The sequence below is a fragment of the Arcobacter sp. genome, assembly GCF_050300555.1.
GTDB lineage: Bacteria > Campylobacterota > Campylobacteria > Campylobacterales > Arcobacteraceae > Arcobacter.
This window is the reverse complement of sequence record NZ_JBNKXY010000013.1, coordinates 27505-46547: the sequence shown is the minus strand read 5'-3', so window position 1 is coordinate 46547 and position 19043 is coordinate 27505. Positions and strand designations below refer to the sequence as shown.

Here is a 19043-nt window from a genome sequence, read left to right as displayed (position 1 = left end):
CCTTTAAAGTTTAATAACCTTAGCACCAAAACCACCTTGACTTGGGTGGGCATCTGTAAATGATTTTACTTTAGGATGTTTGATTAAAAAGTCTTTTACTATTTTTGATAATTTTCCAGTTCCAATTCCATGATAAACTAAAACTTCATCAAAGCCAGAAATCAAACAATCAGATATAAATTTATCAAGTTTTTCTACTGCTTCTTCACCCCTTAATCCATGTAAATCAATGTTTACATGTCCACTTTGAGGTTTCTCGACAGTAACTGTTGTTTTTTTCTTAACTATTGGTTTTATCTCATTTCCAGAAGGTCTAAGTTCATCAATATTTACATGAAGTCGCATACCAGCATCAGTTAAGATAAATGCTTTTTTACCTCTGATTGAAATAATTTCACCCTTAGAACTTTTGTACTTAACTCTATCTTTTTCTTTAAAAGTATAGTTTTCTTCTACTTTTTCTACTTTTATATCTTTTACTTTTTTATGGGCAATATTTAGATGCTGGTGAGATTCTTGTGATATTTTTGCTTTAATTGCTTTTTTTGCTTCTTCTCTTGCGTCTTTGTACTCTTTATGTAATTTTGACTTTTCCATGTGAATATGGTCATCAAGTTCTTGTTTTGCCTCTTTTAGATTTCTATTCAATCTTTCATGGTTTTCAATTTCAATATCAAGTTTTGCAATTTTTTGTTGATACTCCATCTCTAAAGCACTACTTCTTTCAATCAGCTCATTTAATCTATCTTGGTCATCACCATAAACTTCTTTAGCTTTTTTTACTACATTTACAGGTATTCCATATCTTTGAGCAGTTTCAAAGGCATATGAACGTCCTATTGTTCCTTGTAAGAAATCATAAGTTGGTCTTTGATTTGCTTCATCATAAATAGCAGCGATAAGTTCAACTTTTTCATTGGCTGCCATAAGTGCAGCAAGTCTTTTATGGTGAGTTGTGATTATGATTTTTATATTTTTATCAATAAGTTCTTCAATAATCACTTTAAATAAACTTGCAGCTTCATCTGAATCAGTTCCAAGTTCTATTTCATCTACTCCAACTATTACATCTCTTTGTGTAAATAGTTTAGAAAACTCAACCATCCGTCCTGCAAAAGTTGAAATATCATTTTTAACACTTTGCGGATCATCCAAAACTGCTAAAGCATTTTTAAAATAACCAATAGATGAGTGTTCACTTGCCTTAAATGGAATTAGATATTTTGATAAAACAACTGCTGAAAGAATAGATTTTAGCATCATTGTTTTACCACCAGCATTTACACCAGTTATCATAATTACTGATTTAGAAAAATCTATTGAGATTGGTTTTCCATCATGAAGTGCTGGATGAACAAACTCTTTTAAAATATTTTTCCCATTTTTTGAAGGGATAATAAAGTTTTTATCTCCCATTTTAGCAAAAAATAATCTTGCTAAATAGTGATCAATCCTATCAAACTCTTTATTTATAAACTTTAGAAAAAGTAAATTTTTTTCAAAGGTTGAAGAAATACTCTTACAAACTTTTAATAAAACCTCTTCTTGTTTATTTTTAAGATCTGATTCTTTTTGTTTAAGTTCTGAAATTGAGTGGGGTAAAATATAAAAAAATCCAGAATTTGACCTATGTACAACAGTTGCTTTTATTATATTATTAAAACCACCTCGTACAAGTAAGGTTTCCTCTGAATTTACATAATGTACTTGTGAATCAACTAAATATGGTCTTAGTTTACTATTATTTATAGTTTTATGTAGGGCTTGTTTTATGGCTTCTTTATTTCTATAAAGTGCAGATTTAATAAGGTCTAAATCTTCATCTATACCATCTTTTAGATTTCCTTTTGAATCAAAAAAATCAACTATTTTTTCTATATCACTTGGTACTAAAACCTTATCAATCCATTCAGCTAATTTACCCTCAAAAGTGAATCTTTTTAAATAAAGAAAATAGTTTATGATTTTTATAAATTCATAAATCTCTTCAACTCTTAAAATACCTTGTTTTTGGATATGAATCAATCTTCCATCAAGGTTTTCAACTTTTTGTGGCTCTTTTAAATCATACTTTGATAATTCATTTATCAGTCTATGGTGTAAATTAATATCACCTTCTAAAACTACTGACTTCTCTCTTGCTAGTAGTTTAGAAAATGAGTTTAAATAATCTTCTAAATCTAACTTTTTAAATATCTCTTGCATATATTATTTAACTTCTACTCCATATCTTTGTAAAACAGTAACCCATGATAATGATTTTCCATCTATATCATATAATGCTGGAGTTCCTCTTACACCTAACTCTTCAGCTAACTTCATATTAGCATCAATAAGTTTATCTAAAGACTCTTCTTGTGCAGCAGTAAATTTTTTATTTTTAAACTCTTCACTATCAACAGTTACATTTAATAAAGCTTTTACCCTATCATTATTATTTTTTTTGTCTAAAATAAATCTTGTTAGAGGTATTGCATTTTTATGGAAACTTAATGGAAAGAAAAATATTTTAAGTTTTACATCATTTTTTATATTTTCAAAATATGACTCAAATTTTTTACAATAAGGACATTCTGGATCTGTAAATAAATAATATACATCTTTTCCTGTACCATAAGTTAAAGCCTCTTTACCCTCTAAAATTGAAACATCATTTGGTATAGTCATCTCTTCACCAGTATTAGCATTATAAATCTTACCAGCTATTAAATGTTTTTTATCGTTAGTAAGCGCCAATTCTTGAATATTTTCTTGAATATTTACTCTTAGTAAATAAAACTGATCATCCGCAAATGCCTTTAAAACTTTCATTCCAGAACCAGTAAATATTGGTAATTTTTCTATTTCACTAATTTGTTTTTTAGATAATTCATTTGATGCACTAGCATTTAATGAAAACAAAATACCTATTATAGATATCACTTTAAAAATCTTTTTCATCTTTTCTCCTAATTGCTATAGTAGCAAGTTATTGTTTTAAATTATAAATAAAATTGCCAATAAAGTATAGCAATAATAGTAATCAAAACTATACCTAAAATATTGAACATTAATCCATATTTTGCCATATCTTTTACTTTTACTGCACCACTACTCATGGCAATTGCATTTGGTGGGGTTGCTATTGGCAACATAAAAGCATAAGAAGCACAAATAGTTGCAACAAATAATATCAATGATAAATCAATATTACCAGCATTTCCTAAAGAGTAAAGAATAGGTAAAACAACTGATATTAGTGCAGTATTTGAAGTAATTTCTGTGGTAAAAGTTACTAATGAAGCTACTAATATTATCAATAATATAACAGGTAAATCTGTTAAGGATAATAATTGATTTGCAATTACATCTGCTAAGCCTGTCTTTGAAAACGCCATAGCTATAGAAAAACCTGCACCAAATAAAAATATAATCTCATAAGGTATTTTTTTTGTATCATCCCAAGTTAAAAAACCAATTTTAGGTAAAAACATCAATAACCCGTACCCTAAAAGTATCCCTTTTTCATTTAAACCAAGTCCCATATAGTATGGTTCAATTTTAGAGTTAACAAATAGTAAAACAACTAAAGATAATAAAATATAAAGTAACCTTTTTTGCTCATCACTTAAAGGCTTTAACTCTTTCAAACTTGAATCTATCTCTAAATCTTTAACACCCAAAGATAAAATATAAGGTATTACAATAAGCATAGCTAAAGCTAAAGGTGCTGTTAAAAATATCCATTTAATAAAAGGAATTGTTTCCAAATGATGTTGTTCCATAAAACCTAAAAGTATAAGATTTGGAGGTGTTCCAATAGGAGTTACAATACCACCAATACTTGCACCATATGCAATAGATAAAACAAATCTAAGTCTTAGTTTTATCTCATCACTTAAATATATTGCAATAGGAATTAATAAAAGCGCTGTTGTTGTATTTGATATAAGTGAACTCAAAAATGCAGAAGTAATTGCTAGAGAAAACATTATTCCCCTTGGAGTATTGGGAAAAAGTCTTAATAACTTATTTGAAATATACTTATGCAACTCTATTTTTTGAGTTGCTATTGCAATCATAAACCCACCCAAAAATAAGAAAATTATAGATTTTGAATAATTAGATACGGTTTCATTTGTAGTTAAAATATCAAATGTAGGAAAAAGTAAAATAGGAAGTAAGGAAACAACACCTAAAGGTAAGCCCTCATTTGACCACAATACAACAAGAAAAAATATAATACAAAGTAAAATAGAGTGTTGAACACTAAAATAATAGTTCAACAAAAAAAATAAAATTGCAGATAATATTAGGGTTAGTGTTATTTGTTTCAAATTAACTCCTATTTTTGTTTAGGTCTAAAAGGTTTAATAACCTCTTCATTACACTCTAAAAATGGTCCTTCCATCAAATCAATACAATAAGGAATAGCAGGGAAAACTGCATCTAAACACTCTCTTATTGATTTTGGTTTTCCTGGAAGATTTACAATTAAAGAACTTCCTCTTAATCCTGCTGTTTGTCTTGATAAAATAGCTGTGGGAACAAATTTCAAAGACTCTGCACGCATAAGCTCACCAAATCCTGGCATCATTCTATCACATACATTTTCAGTAGCTTCAGGAGTTACATCTCTTTTAGCAGGTCCTGTTCCTCCAGTAGTTACAACTAAACAACACTTTTCATTATCAACCAAATCTTTTAGTGTATTTTCGATTGTTTCTTGATTATCTTCAATACATCTATAAACAGGTTCCCATGGACTTGTTAAATACTCATTTAAGGTATCAATAATTGCTTGACCAGACAAATCCTCATAAACACCTTGACTTGCTCTATCACTAGCTGTTACTATACCAATTTTTATTTTCATTATTACCCTTTTAAAATATGTCCACTATTTTTTATTAAATAAACAGTTGAAAAATCTTTAAAAAACTCATAAGCTTTTGATGAATCTATGATTTTATCAACTCCACCTAAATATACTTCTATTCTAGTTCCCTTTTCCAAAACTTTATTTAACTTCTCTTCATCCCATTTGTAAGTAAGAAGAGTCTGTAACTCTTCATAACTTCCCTCTTGAAAATATACAGAAGAATCAATATTTGAAGGATAAGATATGTTTTTTAAGAAATTCTCACAATAACTTTTTGAATCTTTATTAAAAAACATTAACTGCATTCTTATAAACTTTTCATTTTGAGTTTGAAAAAATGCGGGTGAAAAAAGTTGAAGTAAATCAACCCTTTTTTCACTATTTAAAACCTCTTCAAAAGCCTTTATAGCACCATATGAAAATCCCGAAATAGTAAAATCATTTTCCACTAAATATTCACTAAAAAGCTCTTTTTCATCTTTTAATGAAAATCCTGAAAAATATTTAGATTTCATCTTTTTCTATAACTTCTTTTTCTATCATAATTTTTGTTAATCTATTTAACTCTTCATAATTTTCATCAAGTATGGTTTTTAGTTCAACTTTAGTTTGCTCAATTAACTCTTTATAATCTTTTGCCATGGCATACTTATCAACCATATCTTTTGCTAAATTATCTGCCTTTTTTAAATCCTCTTCAAAAATAGCATACTGTTCATCTTTTAATACCTCTATACCAATAGTTCCAGATAGATACTTTTTAAGCTCACTTTTAAGCTCATTTTTTGAAGGAAATATACTTTTTAAAGTGGTACTATTTTCATCAAACAAACCTACTTTCTCTTTGGTAATAAAAGCTTTTGAAGCTTGATAAATAGACAATATCTCTTTTTCAACATCATTTAAAATAAAATTCTCTTTTTTCCCAAATTCCAACTTGTTTTTAGCAATATCAATATGTCTATTTTCTAAAACTTTATCATTTGATTTAATCATATAAAGCATAGCTTCATTTATAAGTGTAGAAATTGTAGCAGATGAGAATCCTGATAATTCAGAAGAAAGTTTTTTAACATCAAGTTTATGTTTAATTGATTTTAAGTATAACTCTAAAATAAGTTCCCTATCATTTATATTTGGTAGGCTTAATTTAACTCTTCTATCAAATCTTCCAGCTCTTAAAAGAGCATCATCAAGAACTTCAATTTTATTTGTTGCAGCTATTACAATAACTCCATTTTCTCCCTCAAAGCCATCCATTTGAGTTAAAAGTTCATTAAGTGTCGCTTCCCTTTCATCATTTGATTTACCACTTCTTGTTTTTCCTATGGCATCTATTTCATCAATAAATATAATTGATGGGGCATTTGCCTTTGCTTTTGCAAAAAGTTCACGAACTCTTTTTGCTCCCATTCCCACATATATTTGAACAAAACTTGCACCACTTTGATAAAAAAATGGAACATTTGCTTCTCCTGCAACTGCCCGTGCAATAAGTGTTTTACCTACACCTGGAGGTCCATAAAGTAAAACACCTTTAGGTAGTTTTATTCCATACTTGTAGTATTTTTTAGGATTATCTAAAAACTCAACTATCTCTTCAAGCTCTTCTTTAACACTTGCAATTCCAGCAACATCTTTAAAGGTAGTATTTGGTTTTATAACTTCAATATGAGAATTATCTTCTTCATTTTTTATGTCTTCATTTTTTGCTTGTGTTTTTTGAAGTTCTTGCTCAAAAGCAGAGTTTTTGATTTTGTTTTTATTAATAAATTCCTGAATTTTGTCCTTTTTTAGTCTTGCAACAACAGCAAATACCAAAAGAATAAATATAAAAATCAAACCAAAACTATAAGTACTACTTTGGATATAAGAAGAACTTTTATAAATAGTATAAAAGAAAAGAACAACTAATGCTGTTCCCGATAAAATCATAAGTTTTAAATTTTTATCTCTGTTTTTTTTCAAATCATTAGAATTTTGCAACATTGACTTTTTCCTTTGCTTCATAATTCTCAATAAAAACCCAATCTCCAACCAAATCAGCACTACTTTGGATTTCTATTTGATTAAAGTGTTGATCCAAACCTAAATATTTACCATTTTTTTCTTGTTCAATTAGAACTTCTAATGTTGTTTTATTATTTTTTCTAAAATTATAATTTTTTTCATCAATAATTGAAACAAGTTCATTATATCTTATTTTTGCAATATCACCTTTTACTTGCTCTTTCATTGTAGCACTTGGTGTTCCATCTCTTTTTGAGTAAGTAAAGGCATGAACATGGGTCAATGGAAATCTATGTAGATTTTCTATAGCCTCTTTCCATAACTCTTCAGTTTCACCAGGGTGCCCAACTATAAAGTCTGTTCCAAGGGCATATCCATTATCCTTTAAAAATTCAAAAAGCTCTAAATCTTTTAAAACTTTATTTCTTCTATTCATAATTTCAAGCATCTTTTTAGAAGTATGTTGAAGTGCTATATGAAGATGTTTTGCCATAAATGGTTCATTTATGATTTCTCTAAACTCATCATCTATCTGGATAGGCTCAATACTTCCCATTCTAATACGTCTAACACCTTTTATTAGTGACATTTTTTTTAGAAGTTTTGCCAAAGATGTATGTTGTTTTTTTCCATATGAGCCAACATTTGTACCTGTTAAAATAAATTCACCAAAACCATTTGCAGCTAGTGTTGTTACTTGTTCAAGTATTTTATCTTCACTATAACTTCTAGCATCACCTCTTACATAAGGAATAATACAATACGAACATCTAAAATCACATCCCTCTTGAATTTTGATAAATGCCCTACTTTTACCTACAAACTCTTCAACAATAGTTTCATCTATATGTTCTAAATCACCAGCATTAAAAAATCTCTCTTCATTTTTAAGAAGTTCATTAATATTTTCTTTTTCGCTATGACCAAATAAAGAATCAACTTTGTCCTCTTTAAATAAAGTTTCACCTTTAGTCCAAACTCCACAACCTGTGAAAACAACTCTTGGTTTATTTGGAAGTTTATTTAGTGAGTTTATATAACCTCGAGCTGTAGTATCTGCACTATTTGTAACTGTACAAGAGTTGATAACAACTACATTTGCTTCATTTTCATTTTGTGTAATTTCAAAATCTTTTAGATTACTCATCATAACTTGAGTATCAAAAACATTTGTTCTACAACCAAAAGTTTTAAAATAAACCTTTGGTTTTGTACTTGTAAAATTCATCTATTATAGAACCTCTGGAAGATCTGCTGGAGGAACTCTTTGTGATTTGTTTTCCCCCAAATTAATTTGTTGAGTAGGATAAGCAATCGTAATGTCATCCTCTGCCATAAATGCCTGTAATATTTCAGGAGACATTGTACTTCTTAAAACAAGAGCAGCATAAGAGTTTGTAAGATACCAAGAAGATATAACAATACCATATGGCTCAACAAAAGTATAAACTCTTGGCTCTACTCCTGTTGCTCTTAGGGCATATTTATTTCTCATTTTGGATAACTGTTTTCTTGTGATATCAGTATAACCTTTTGAATAGTGTTTTAATATCTCTTTTGCAATATGCTGTGCTTTTTTATAGTTTGAATCAAAAGTAATAGTAATATCAATACCATCCCAAACAGTTCTTAAACCTGAGTGAGTATAGTTTGCAATCATTTCAGAAAAAACATAGTTATTTGGTATAAAAAATATTCTTCCTGTTCTTCTATTAACTTGATACGAAGTTAAGGTAATATCTTCTCTAATTGTAATTTTAAATAATGAAATATCAAGTACATCACCAACTGCTTCAACACCACCTCTTGTTACTTTTATCCTATCACCAACTTGAATAGAACCAGAAGTTACGATTACCATCCATCCAAAAATAGACATAAACCAGTCTTTTAAAGCAATAGCAATCCCAGCTGATGCAAATCCTAAGATTGTAATCACATAAGAAACATTGTCAATATATGAAAACAAAACTATCATAACAATCAAAAATACTAATACGAAATTAATAACTTTGTTTGCCATATAAAAGTTTTCATTTTGAGAAAAATACTTTTTAAGTGCAAGTTTTACTAAAAATGAAAATACAAATACAACAGCAATAATTGAAAATATAATCAAAGTTTTAGATATTTGTTCTGAAATTTGATTATCTGTTTCTAAAATAACTTGTTCTATTTTTCTTGTATAAACTTCATTTGTAGTTGTTAAAATTTCTAAAACTAGATTAAAATCTTTTTTCTGTGCATCTAAAAAATTTATCTTTTTTTCGTACTCATCTTTAAAATCAATATTATATAAATCTAAATAAAGTAGCATCTTTTTATCTAAAAGAATTATCAAATCTGAAACTTCATCAATCGTCTTACTAAACTCTTTTTTGTGGTCTTTCATTTTCTTTTTATAAGAAAGAGCATTTATAATACCAAAAGGATTTGTTATTACTTCATATTTTTCTATTTCAGGTGGGTCAATAAGTTTTCCTACTGGTGAGTCTTTGTATTCTGAAATAAGTTCTAACTCATTGTTTTTAATTCTTATTTTATTTTCAACTTTATAAATTAAATCTCTATTTTTTTTATTTACTTCTGCTAATTCAGTCTTTAAAACATGAAGCTCTTTTGAGATATTTCTATAGGCAATATAATTTGAATATCTTTTTAATAAAATATTATCTTCAAGTATTTCGTCTATATTTTTAATGTCAGAAGTTAATTTTTCAATCTTACTTTGTACTTCAGGAGTTGGTTCTAAAACTACAATTTTAGCTTCTTCTTTTACTTCTTTATTAGAAGTTGTATCAGGTGCAGGATTTTCAGTATTTGCAGCACTTAAAGCGATAGCAAAAAAAATAGTAAAAACAAGAAAAAATATTTTTTTCAATTAAAATCCTTTTAAAACTTCAATAACATCTGTTTTAGATATTTCATCAGTAATTTTACAATCACCAATACCAACTGGTAAGATAAATTTTATCTTATCATCAAGACTTTTTTTGTCTAAGAAAAAGTGTTCATAAAAATCTTCCACATCATCTATTTTATAACTTGTTGGGATGTCATATTTTTCTAAAACAGCTTTTACTCTTAAAGCATCATTTTCACTCATAAGTCCAACTTTTTTGGCAACTTCATTTGCCATAATCATACCAATACCAACAGCTTCACCATGAAGATATTTTGAGTATTTTGTTTCATTTTCAATCACATGTCCAAAAGTATGTCCATAATTTAAAGCAGCTCTGATTCCATTTTCTTTTTCATCTTGTGATACAACCCAAGCTTTTGTTTCAACAGATTTTTTTATAGCAACTTTTATATTCTCTTCATTTGTTAAATCATTTTTTTCAATCCACTCAAAAAAATCTTTATTGAAAGTTACTGCCATTTTTACTATTTCTGCAACACCTGCTGCAAATTCTCTTTTTGGTAAAGTAGTCAAAAAGTATGGGTCAATATACACAGCTTTTGGTTGATGGAAAGCTCCAATTAAGTTTTTACCAAACTTATTATTTACTCCCGTTTTACCGCCAACACTTGCATCAACTTGTGATAGCAAAGTTGTTGGAACTTGTATAAAATCAATACCACGTTGGTAAATAGATGCACAAAATCCAGTCATGTCACCTATTACACCTCCACCAAATGCAATTAGTAAAGATTTACGATTTAATCTATTTTCAAAGCAATGCTCTAAAATCATATCAACAGTTTCCATGTTTTTATACTCTTCACCATCTGGCACGGTTACTATACTTAGATTGTTAGATTTTATTTTATTTTTTAAATATTCTAAGTGAAATCCACTAACTGTTGGATTAGTTACAATTACAACTTTTCTATCAAAAGTTAACTCTTTTAATTTATCAATAGTTATATCATATGAAATGTTATTTGGTAGTTTTATATTTACAATCATTTTTAGAATTCCAAGGTTTATAAAGTAAGTAGATTATATCTAAAAAGATTTAAGAAAAGATAAGCTTTTTTTACAAAAAGTCTTTATTTTATGTACGTGTAGTATTTTCTTTTATTTCAAGTTCTAAAACATCTGATTTTATTTTATGGTAATAATATTCTTGCTGTTTATGTGACAAAACTTCCAAATACTGATTTACCAATTCTATATAGTTTTTTTTGTTAGACATTTTATTTTTTTTGAGAAACATTTCTCCTTCTCCAGTTATTAACCACTCAAGAGAAATATTATATTTTAGATTCAATTTTTCAAGAAATGTATGAGGAATATCTTTTACTTTAGCTTGTTCATAACTTTGATAAGTTCTAATTGGCATATTTAAATCTTCTGAAAAATCTTTTTGTGATGAAAAACTCAAAGCTTCTCTTACTTGTTTAATTCTTTTATATATCAATATTATATTCCTATATAACAAATTTATGTGTTTTTTACTTGACATAAAACATTATCTTATGATATTATTAATATCATAATGTTACAAATGAGTTTCATTTGTAGTATAACCTGTAAGAATACCGAAAAATCGTTTATTAATCAAATAAAAATTCGAAAAATTATTTAATAAAATTTTGCTTTGACAGATATTTAAGGAAGAAAAAATGATAAAAATTATATTTAACTCTGAAACTAATAAATTTGATATATACAGAAAATCTGCTAACAATAATGATATAAAAGAGATTTTAGAAGAGAGTTTAAATCATACTGAAATAAATGAAAAAATATCTGAATTTAGCACACAAATTTACAATATGGTAAATACATTAAATGAATTATATCTCGCTGTACAAAAAAATCCTTCTAATGACATCTCAACTTAAAACTCAAATAACTCTTTTAATTTTTTGTGATTTAATATTTTTATATATCCCTCATCATTTTCTATAATTTTATCTTTTTTTAGTTTCGATATTTTTCGAGATAAAGTCTCTGGTGTTATATTTAAAATAGAAGCAATTTTCACTTGTCTTAAACTAGATAATATCTCTTCATTTTCATATAAAAATTGTGCTATTTTTATATTTGAGTCTGCTGTTATGTTGTAGTTAATAAAATTTTCTAAAGCTTTAATCTTCTTAGTTAATGACTTAATTAGCATCATTGATATTTCAGGTTTAGCTAAAAATCTTTTTTTAAATTCACTATATTCTATAACATAAATTTCTGAATCGGTTTCAAAAGAACAATTTGCAGGATAAGGTATCTCTTCATAATTCGCAATTTCTGCAATAAAAGTTGGTGCCAATAAATTATGAATAATCACTTCATTATCTTTATAATCATGCTTATAAACTCTTACTATACCTTTTACTAGAAGATACAAGTATTTTGCTTCATCACCTTTATAAAAAAGTATTTCATCTTTTTTATAATATTTTTTTCTACTAATTTTTTCTAACTCTATTTTTTCTTTTTCATCTAAAGAATCAAAAAAATAGTATTCATGTATTTTCATTGTTTTTCTTTGTATTGATTGGTATCAATTTAATTTTTTTTATTTTATGTAAAAATCATAAAATTTAAAATAAAACGAGGTTTAAAATGACTATAAAAGAATACATGACTCAAAATCACAAAGAGTGTGACGAGATACTTGCACAACTAGAAAATGCAGTAGAAAATAACAATTGGAATAAAGCAATTGAATTAAATGAAAAATTTAAAAATGAAACTTTAAAACATTTTGATATAGAAGAAAACTATCTGTTTCCTATGTTTGATGAAAAAGCATCAACTGGTGGCTGTGGTCCAACACAAGTGATGAAAATGGAACATGAGCAAGCAAGAACAGTTTTTCCTAAAATTGAAGAATCTATAAAAGAAAAAGATAGTGATAGATTTTTTGGACTAAGTGAATCACTAATGATACTAATACAGCAACATAACTCAAAAGAAGAACAAATGTTATATACAATGATTCAAAATCTTTTCAATGATGAAAATGAAACTATAATAGAAGCATTAAAAAACTATGAATTTAACTAAAACTATTATTTTAGATGTAAGTGAGCTTGAAGCTCCTTACCCACTTTTAAAAGGTATAGAATCAATTCATAATTTAAAAGATGATGAAATACTTATTTTCAAACATAGAATGAGTCCTTGTAAACTTTTTGAAGTTATAGAAAAAAATAATTTATGCTATAAAATCATAAAAGATGAAGAAAATATTTTTGAAATGAAAATTTACAAGTAAAGGCTTAAATATGCAAATGCAAGGCTTATCTTTAGATCAAGCACCCCCTTACAAAATTCCTATGTTTTATTACATAATAGCAAGTATTTATTTAGTAATTTTTTCAATACTTACTATTTTTTATGCTCTTCAAATAAATAGTAGATACTACTATGAGGCAATTGCTATTACCCATATATTAACACTTGGTTTTTTTACCCATGTTATGTTTGGTTCGCTTTTTCAAATGGTTCCTGTAATTATTGGAGTTGCATATAAAAATGTAACTCTAAAAGCTAAAGCAATACTTATTTTGTTGAATATGGGAACATTATGTTTTGTAACAGGTTTTTTCTTAGCAAATAAAATTTTTATGTTTATTGCTGCTTTATGTTTAATCCTTGCACTTATATATTTTGCAATTAGTACTTTTCTTACTATTATAAAAACTGAAGATAAAAATCCAACTGTTAAGACATTTTTGTCTGCTCTTATTCTTTTAGTTTTTGGGGTAGCTTTTGGTATAATATCTTTAATAAATCATGGTAGTGGTTTTACTTCTAAAAACTTTGCTGATGCACATATAAGTTCAATATTCTTTGGTTGGTTAATCATGCTTATTTCTGGAGTTTCTTATAAAGTAATTCCTATGTTTTATGTGACAAAAGAGTATCCACTTTTTATAAAAAATCATTTTTATTGGTTACTTTCTTTAATTATAATTATCTTATCACTATTAACAATCTTTGATTCAAGTGCTATTGCTCTATTAAAAATTATTCTAGCAATAACTACACTTATATTTTCAATTACAACCATATATTTACTAAAAAATAGAAAAAGACCAAGAAGAGACACTACAATCAATCTTTGGTATTTTTCAATGATTAATTTATCTTTTGTATCAATTATTTGGATTTATTCTATTTACTTTGAAAAAGATTTAAACTTTTTACTTGCTATTATGTTTGGACTTGGATTTGCTTATTCTATTATAAATGGAATGTTATATAAAATAGTTCCATTTCTTACGTGGTTTCATCTAAGTTCAAAAATGATATTTGATGCAGAGATGACTTTAGTAATCCCATCTAAATATATAAAAATACAATACAATATCTACATTGTTTCTTATTTTATCTTTTTGTTAGCTATTTTATTTAAACCCTTAGTCTATCCTGCTAGCTTTTTATTTCTTGTTTCATCTTTGATATTAAGTTATAACATTATAAATGCTTTTAAATATTATATAAAACTAAACAAGCCTATTTTGACTTAGTTGAAAACATAACTCTATAATTTATTTTTTCTATAAACTTTTATAAAAACACACTTTTATATCACTTTTTTATGTAATCATTCTTACATAAAAAGGATTTATTATGTTAAATGAACATGTCAATATATATATTACAAATATAGATAAAGAGTATATGGATGTAATTCAAAATGAATACAATGAAAAATTTCATATAAAAGACAATAGTATTCATTTGGAAATTCCAAAATCTTTATATGGAAATTCATTATTAATAGAGTTACATGATTTCTTAGAAAAATTTAAAAATAAAAAAAAATATCAACTAACTTCAAATTGTAGCTTTGATGTAAATAATTTACTTTTAATAAAACCTAATAAAATAGAATATCTAACTTTTAAAGAGGGAGAATTCTTAAAACACTTACTAAAAACTAATGAAATCATAACATATGAATATATGAGTGAATTACTATGGAATGATAATATTAATATCTCACAAAATGCTCTTAGATTATTTGTAAAAAATTTAAAGAAAAAATTACCAACAAAAATATTAAAAAATATCAGAGGAATTGGATATAAATTAAATCTTAGCTATTAAAGTTATATCCCCAATTTTTAACTTAAAATTTATTTCTTTCTATGAAATAAAAATATATGATACAACTACTAAACTGATATTTAAAAGGATATTTTTATGTTGATGTATTTAATTATATTTGTTATTGTAGGTTTTATTGTGGCAAAGCTTCTAAAAAATACAAAAAAAGCTTTTCTTATTTTTACTTGTTTAGCAATTTTATGTGGAATAGTTTATGCTCCAATGTGGGGATTAGTAAGCTTTGGAGAGATGGCTTTTGGTTACTTTATTGTAGTTTTTACAAGAGATTAGAAAATAATAATGAAATAAATAGTTGGCGACCCCATCAAGATTCGAACTTGAGTTTACAGGAGGAAATCCTGTCGTCCTTGGCCACTAGACGACGGGGTCGAAGATTGGAATTATAGTTTAGATTGTTTTTATTTATGCTTAAAAATTATGGGAAAATTGAGAAAAAGGGCTTTTGCATAAGCCCTTTTTTGATTATTAGATGTCAGTTACTGTTATATCTGTGTCAATATAAACTGTCACATTATCATTAGTCCATACATCAAATGTATCATCACCATCTTCTACTTGTACATCTGATTTTTCCCATGCAACATCACCAGCATCATTTGTTAAGCCAATTTCATCACCTGCATCGCCGATAATTTTTAAGATATTATCATCATCAGTTAGTGTAATTACATCTTGTACATCTAAAGTTGAACTATCAAGTTGATTATTGTTTTCAAGATTTATTTTTTCTATATTTTGTGCTGACATAGAATCAAAATCTAAAATAGTATTTTCTTCAATTACTAAAGTATCAGTACCTGCTCCACCATCAACTGTGTCATTTACTTCAAAAGTAATAGTATCATCTCCAGAAGTTCCAGTGATAATAGATGTATCAACTACTGAAGTAATACTATTTAAATCACTTGTATCAATTTCAGAAGAACTTACTAACGTAACATTTGCATTTCCTTCTTCATCTAAAGAAACATTATAACTACCATCTTCATTTGCAAGGATTTCATTTCCATTACTATCTTTTAGAGTAACATTATCAGGAAGGTTATCCATTTTTACACTAGAAAAAATTCCGCCATCAATATCTAAATTTAGTGAGATAGGATATTCATATTGTGTTTCCAATGGAGCAGAAAGTTGAATTGATTCACCAGAACTAAATTCAATATTTTCAATGTTTTGGGCAGTCATTTTAAACATACCATTATCATTACCCCAATAGTCTATAGTTGCAATACTATAAGTTCCATCATCATTGTGTGTTATTCTATAATCATCTTTATTACCTTTTAGAACTAAAGTGTCAGTTCCTTCTCCTCCATCAAAATGACTACCAAGACTCAATGTATTCATAATAGCTTTATCATTACCAGCTCCACCTTCTATGTGAGCATTGTGAACCCAAGCATAACTATCTTTTATCTCTATTGTATCATTTCCAGTTCCACCATAAGCTTTTTGATTATCATTTAAGTTTAATCTTATATAGTCATTTCCTTCTTCACCATATACTGCAACTCCTGAGTTAGAATAACCATCTTTAACTTTTATATAGTCATCACCTTCACCAGCATATACAGTTTGATTTGTTCCTAAACCTAGTTCAATACTATCATCACTAGAAGTTCCAGTTGTTGTTTTATAGTTATTCCAATGCCAGTCCTCATCATTGTCAATAGAATTTTCTGTTCCTGTTTCCTCTTTAGCTACTCCAACACTATCATTTATAACTTGAGCATCACCTATACTCATTTGTACATTTGGAATAATTTCAACATGAGCGCTATTACTTACGCTATTTTCATCTCCATTAACATCTGTTGCTGTTGCTATTGCTGTCACTGCGAATTTTCCAGCACTTTCTGGAATATACATTTTTACATCAGTAAGATTTACACTTGTTCCATCAACAGGGATTACCCAAGTTCCAGCTTCTGTTCCTGCATGTCCAACTTCTAGTGTTGCACCTGTTGGGATTCCATTAAGTGTTACAGATAAACTTTCACTTCCATCTGTATCTGCAAGCATAGCACTTACATCAACGTTGTATTCAAGCATACTTTCTGTAGGAGCCATATAAATATTATCTATAGCCATACCTGCATTATCATTACCCGTACCAGTTTCTTTAAAAGATAATAAGTTTGAACCATCACCAGAACCACCAACAAGTTCAATATTTTGTGTTTCCCAAGTAGTATTATTTCCATCTATTGTAGCTACACGTTCACCACCCCAATAGACTTCTAAAGAAGCTGAATCTGTACCTTCCCATTGCATTAATGCTTTATCAATAAAATCAAAAGATAATGAATAAGAAACGCCATCAACAGCATTTATTACTTGACCTATTTGAGTATTGTCATTATCATTATCGTAATAGTTTGTTTCACCTAAATCCATATAATTATCACCATCAGTTGAACCAATACCTGCATGATATTTATTATGAACTTCCATTGTAGTTGCATCTGCACCTTCATTTGAAATAAGAGTCCATCCTGTCATAGACTGCATACCTTGCCATCCACCATCAACAACATCAATATTAGATACACTATTTCCAGCAGCATCTGTTCCACTTACATCTTCAAAACTTCCATTTACTACAAGATTAACATTGCTAGATGATACATTTCCTGTTGCTTCAACACTAATTGAAACATTTATAGGTGCATCAGCTACTGCTTCAATATTTATAGTTGTTGTGGCACTATTTTCACTCCAAGAACTACCATCACTTACTTTATAATCAAAACTAACATCTACATCACTATTTGATGCTGGTGTAAAGATAAGATTTCCAGAATTTATATCATCAACACTTATTTCATCTCCAGCATTTACTGCTATACCATTTAATGTCAAAGCACCAGCAACTGGTAAAGAAGTTATTTGAACTGCACTTAAAGAGCCACCGTCATCATCACTAAATCCAAAATCATCTACACTAAGTGTTAAAGCTGTATCTTCTAATGTAGATACACTATCATCTTGAGCAGTAGGGATAAAGTTTCCAGTAGCTACATCATATGTACCATCAGCAAATTTTACTATTTCTACATTTCTAAGTTCAGTAACATCTCCTTTTCCATCTCCATCACTATCACTTGAAGTACCTTCAGTCACAATTACATTTCCGTTTGCATCTGTTGTGATTGTATAATCAGCCATATTATGACCAAAAGTTACAGTGTCATTTCCATCTCCACCATCTATTACGACTTTATCATTTGTATCATCATTAGCACTTGTAACAATGCCATTTTCATTTATACCTATTAGTGTTGCATCTGTATTTATAACATCATTACCACTACCTGCCATAATAAAATCATCAGTTGATTCTGTATTAATTCCTGACCATGCACCATGCCAATAATGTGTGCTATCAGTTTGTGCAGTTTCGTTTCCTGCTATATCTGTTTCACTTACTTTAAAAAATTCATTATCATTTATACCAGTTGCTGATAGATTTGAAATATCTGCACTCCACGTTCCATTAGCTTGAACAGTAGCAGTTCCTACACTGTTCCCATCTTCATCATAGATAGTAATAGTGTTACCAGCCTCTGCACCAGTTCCAGTCATAGTTACTGATGTATAATCACCATTATTATCTACAATATCTGTAATAGCCAATGCAGAAATATCACTTGCACTTGTATCTACAGTTATTGTTTGTGTTTCAACTCCTGTATTTCCTTCACTATCAGTTGCTGTGATTGTAAGAGTTTGTGTACCATCTGATAATTCACTTGTAGTAATAGAATAATTACCATTTTCATCTGCTGTAGTAGAGCCAACTACATTGCCATCTTTATCAGTTATTGTAACAGTTGCACCATTTTCAGTTACACCAGAGATTGTTGGAGTGTTATTATTAGTAATATTATCACTATTACTAATACCTGTATCACTTTCATCTGTAATATCTGCAGTTGGTGTCAATGTTAACCCATCAGAAGATATTGTTACAGCTGAAGTTGTACTTACTTTTGCGCCTTCTGAATCTGTTGCTGTTACAGTTATTGTATCTACTCCATTATAGTTTGCATCTGGAGTATATGTTATTGTTCCATTATCATTTACTGTTACTGTTCCATGTTCTGCTACTGCACTTACTGACACTGCTCCTTC

At 28.0% G+C, this 19043-nt stretch carries 18 protein-coding genes and 1 tRNA gene; 6 read left to right on the top strand and 13 right to left on the bottom strand.

What is annotated here, in order from left to right; translation table 11 throughout:
- Positions 1-3 precede the first annotated feature (3 nt).
- From ACQY5W_RS10285 to ACQY5W_RS10240, 10 genes are all read right to left on the bottom strand, one after another.
- Positions 4-2205, bottom strand: coding sequence for an endonuclease MutS2 (locus ACQY5W_RS10285; protein ID WP_428024879.1), 2202 nt, complete (start codon positions 2203-2205; stop codon positions 4-6).
- A gap of 3 nt (positions 2206-2208) precedes the next feature.
- Positions 2209-2940 (bottom strand): DsbC family protein, encoded by a 732-nt coding sequence (locus ACQY5W_RS10280; protein WP_428024878.1) that lies wholly within the window; start codon positions 2938-2940, stop codon positions 2209-2211.
- 41 nt (positions 2941-2981) lie between these two features.
- Positions 2982-4316, bottom strand: coding sequence for an SLC13 family permease (locus tag ACQY5W_RS10275; RefSeq protein WP_428024877.1), 1335 nt, complete (start codon positions 4314-4316; stop codon positions 2982-2984).
- A gap of 8 nt (positions 4317-4324) precedes the next feature.
- Positions 4325-4855, bottom strand: coding sequence for a molybdopterin adenylyltransferase (gene mog, locus ACQY5W_RS10270; RefSeq protein WP_428024876.1), 531 nt, complete (start codon positions 4853-4855; stop codon positions 4325-4327).
- A 2-nt stretch (positions 4856-4857) separates the two neighbouring features.
- Complete coding sequence (bioV, locus tag ACQY5W_RS10265; RefSeq protein WP_428024875.1) at positions 4858-5376, bottom strand: pimelyl-ACP methyl ester esterase BioV; 519 nt, start codon at positions 5374-5376, stop codon at positions 4858-4860.
- Positions 5366-6850: an AAA family ATPase gene (locus tag ACQY5W_RS10260; protein ID WP_428024874.1), complete on the bottom strand. Its 1485-nt coding sequence runs from the start codon at positions 6848-6850 to the stop codon at positions 5366-5368. Before ACQY5W_RS10260 ends, bioV begins: the two co-directional genes overlap by 11 nt.
- Positions 6834-8099, bottom strand: coding sequence for a tRNA (N(6)-L-threonylcarbamoyladenosine(37)-C(2))-methylthiotransferase MtaB (gene mtaB / locus ACQY5W_RS10255; protein ID WP_428024873.1), 1266 nt, complete (start codon positions 8097-8099; stop codon positions 6834-6836). The genes ACQY5W_RS10260 and mtaB overlap by 17 nt, the downstream gene beginning before the upstream one ends.
- A gap of 3 nt (positions 8100-8102) precedes the next feature.
- Entirely contained in the window at positions 8103-9752 is a 1650-nt protein-coding gene (locus ACQY5W_RS10250; RefSeq protein WP_428024872.1) for a mechanosensitive ion channel family protein, read from the bottom strand.
- Positions 9753-10787 (bottom strand): 3-dehydroquinate synthase, encoded by a 1035-nt coding sequence (gene aroB, locus ACQY5W_RS10245; RefSeq protein WP_428024871.1) that lies wholly within the window; start codon positions 10785-10787, stop codon positions 9753-9755. It lies immediately after the preceding gene.
- An 88-nt stretch (positions 10788-10875) separates the two neighbouring features.
- Complete coding sequence (locus ACQY5W_RS10240; RefSeq protein ID WP_428024870.1) at positions 10876-11241, bottom strand: helix-turn-helix domain-containing protein; 366 nt, start codon at positions 11239-11241, stop codon at positions 10876-10878.
- Positions 11242-11446: 205 nt separating this feature from the next.
- On the opposite strand from ACQY5W_RS10240, the gene ACQY5W_RS10235 reads away from it, so the two are divergent.
- Positions 11447-11668 (top strand): hypothetical protein, encoded by a 222-nt coding sequence (locus ACQY5W_RS10235; protein ID WP_428024869.1) that lies wholly within the window; start codon positions 11447-11449, stop codon positions 11666-11668.
- Here ACQY5W_RS10235 and ACQY5W_RS10230 read toward each other — a convergent pair.
- Positions 11665-12303: a Crp/Fnr family transcriptional regulator gene (locus ACQY5W_RS10230; RefSeq protein WP_428024868.1), complete on the bottom strand. Its 639-nt coding sequence runs from the start codon at positions 12301-12303 to the stop codon at positions 11665-11667. The two genes, ACQY5W_RS10235 and ACQY5W_RS10230, sit on opposite strands and share 4 nt — an antisense overlap.
- Before the next feature lie 86 nt (positions 12304-12389).
- Between ACQY5W_RS10230 and ACQY5W_RS10225 the strand changes: the two genes are divergently transcribed.
- The 5 genes from ACQY5W_RS10225 to ACQY5W_RS10205 all read left to right on the top strand — a co-directional run bounded on the left by ACQY5W_RS10225 (position 12390) and on the right by ACQY5W_RS10205 (position 15176).
- Positions 12390-12833 carry a hemerythrin domain-containing protein gene (locus ACQY5W_RS10225; protein ID WP_428024867.1) on the top strand — a complete coding sequence of 148 codons (444 nt, stop codon included), beginning with the start codon at positions 12390-12392 and terminating at the stop codon, positions 12831-12833.
- Entirely contained in the window at positions 12820-13044 is a 225-nt protein-coding gene (locus ACQY5W_RS10220; RefSeq protein WP_428024866.1) for a hypothetical protein, read from the top strand. The genes ACQY5W_RS10225 and ACQY5W_RS10220 overlap by 14 nt, the downstream gene beginning before the upstream one ends.
- A 10-nt stretch (positions 13045-13054) precedes the next feature.
- Positions 13055-14302: a hypothetical protein gene (locus ACQY5W_RS10215; RefSeq protein WP_428024865.1), complete on the top strand. Its 1248-nt coding sequence runs from the start codon at positions 13055-13057 to the stop codon at positions 14300-14302.
- A 103-nt stretch (positions 14303-14405) separates the two neighbouring features.
- On the top strand, positions 14406-14885 hold the full coding sequence (locus tag ACQY5W_RS10210; protein WP_428024864.1) for a helix-turn-helix domain-containing protein: 480 nt from the start codon (positions 14406-14408) through the stop codon (positions 14883-14885).
- 96 nt (positions 14886-14981) lie between these two features.
- Positions 14982-15176, top strand: a complete 195-nt coding sequence (locus ACQY5W_RS10205; RefSeq protein ID WP_428024863.1) for a hypothetical protein — start codon at positions 14982-14984, stop codon at positions 15174-15176.
- Positions 15177-15199: 23 nt separating this feature from the next.
- Here the strand turns inward: ACQY5W_RS10205 and ACQY5W_RS10200 are convergent.
- Both ACQY5W_RS10200 and ACQY5W_RS10195 read right to left on the bottom strand, forming a co-directional pair.
- Positions 15200-15275: transfer RNA gene (locus ACQY5W_RS10200), tRNA-Glu, on the bottom strand.
- Positions 15276-15371: 96 nt separating this feature from the next.
- Positions 15372-19043 (bottom strand): Ig-like domain-containing protein (locus tag ACQY5W_RS10195; RefSeq protein ID WP_428024862.1); only part of this gene is annotated, 3672 nt, incomplete at its 5' end.

Bases quoted from the DNA above. Each gene is read 5' to 3' on its own strand.
- bioV (WP_428024875.1), bottom strand. From the start codon at position 5,376: ATGAAATCTAAATATTTTTCAGGATTTTCATTAAAAGATGAAAAAGAG.
- ACQY5W_RS10260 (WP_428024874.1), bottom strand. From the start codon at position 6,850: ATGTTGCAAAATTCTAATGATTTGAAAAAAAACAGAGATAAAAATTTA.
- ACQY5W_RS10220 (WP_428024866.1), top strand. From the start codon at position 12,820: ATGAATTTAACTAAAACTATTATTTTAGATGTAAGTGAGCTTGAAGCT.
- ACQY5W_RS10230 (WP_428024868.1), bottom strand. From the start codon at position 12,303: ATGAAAATACATGAATACTATTTTTTTGATTCTTTAGATGAAAAAGAA.
- ACQY5W_RS10280 (WP_428024878.1), bottom strand. From the start codon at position 2,940: ATGAAAAAGATTTTTAAAGTGATATCTATAATAGGTATTTTGTTTTCA.
- ACQY5W_RS10205 (WP_428024863.1), top strand. From the start codon at position 14,982: ATGTTGATGTATTTAATTATATTTGTTATTGTAGGTTTTATTGTGGCA.
- aroB (WP_428024871.1), bottom strand. From the start codon at position 10,787: ATGATTGTAAATATAAAACTACCAAATAACATTTCATATGATATAACT.
- mog (WP_428024876.1), bottom strand. From the start codon at position 4,855: ATGAAAATAAAAATTGGTATAGTAACAGCTAGTGATAGAGCAAGTCAA.
- ACQY5W_RS10235 (WP_428024869.1), top strand. From the start codon at position 11,447: ATGATAAAAATTATATTTAACTCTGAAACTAATAAATTTGATATATAC.
- ACQY5W_RS10215 (WP_428024865.1), top strand. From the start codon at position 13,055: ATGCAAATGCAAGGCTTATCTTTAGATCAAGCACCCCCTTACAAAATT.
- ACQY5W_RS10225 (WP_428024867.1), top strand. From the start codon at position 12,390: ATGACTATAAAAGAATACATGACTCAAAATCACAAAGAGTGTGACGAG.
- ACQY5W_RS10210 (WP_428024864.1), top strand. From the start codon at position 14,406: ATGTTAAATGAACATGTCAATATATATATTACAAATATAGATAAAGAG.
- ACQY5W_RS10285 (WP_428024879.1), bottom strand. From the start codon at position 2,205: ATGCAAGAGATATTTAAAAAGTTAGATTTAGAAGATTATTTAAACTCA.
- mtaB (WP_428024873.1), bottom strand. From the start codon at position 8,099: ATGAATTTTACAAGTACAAAACCAAAGGTTTATTTTAAAACTTTTGGT.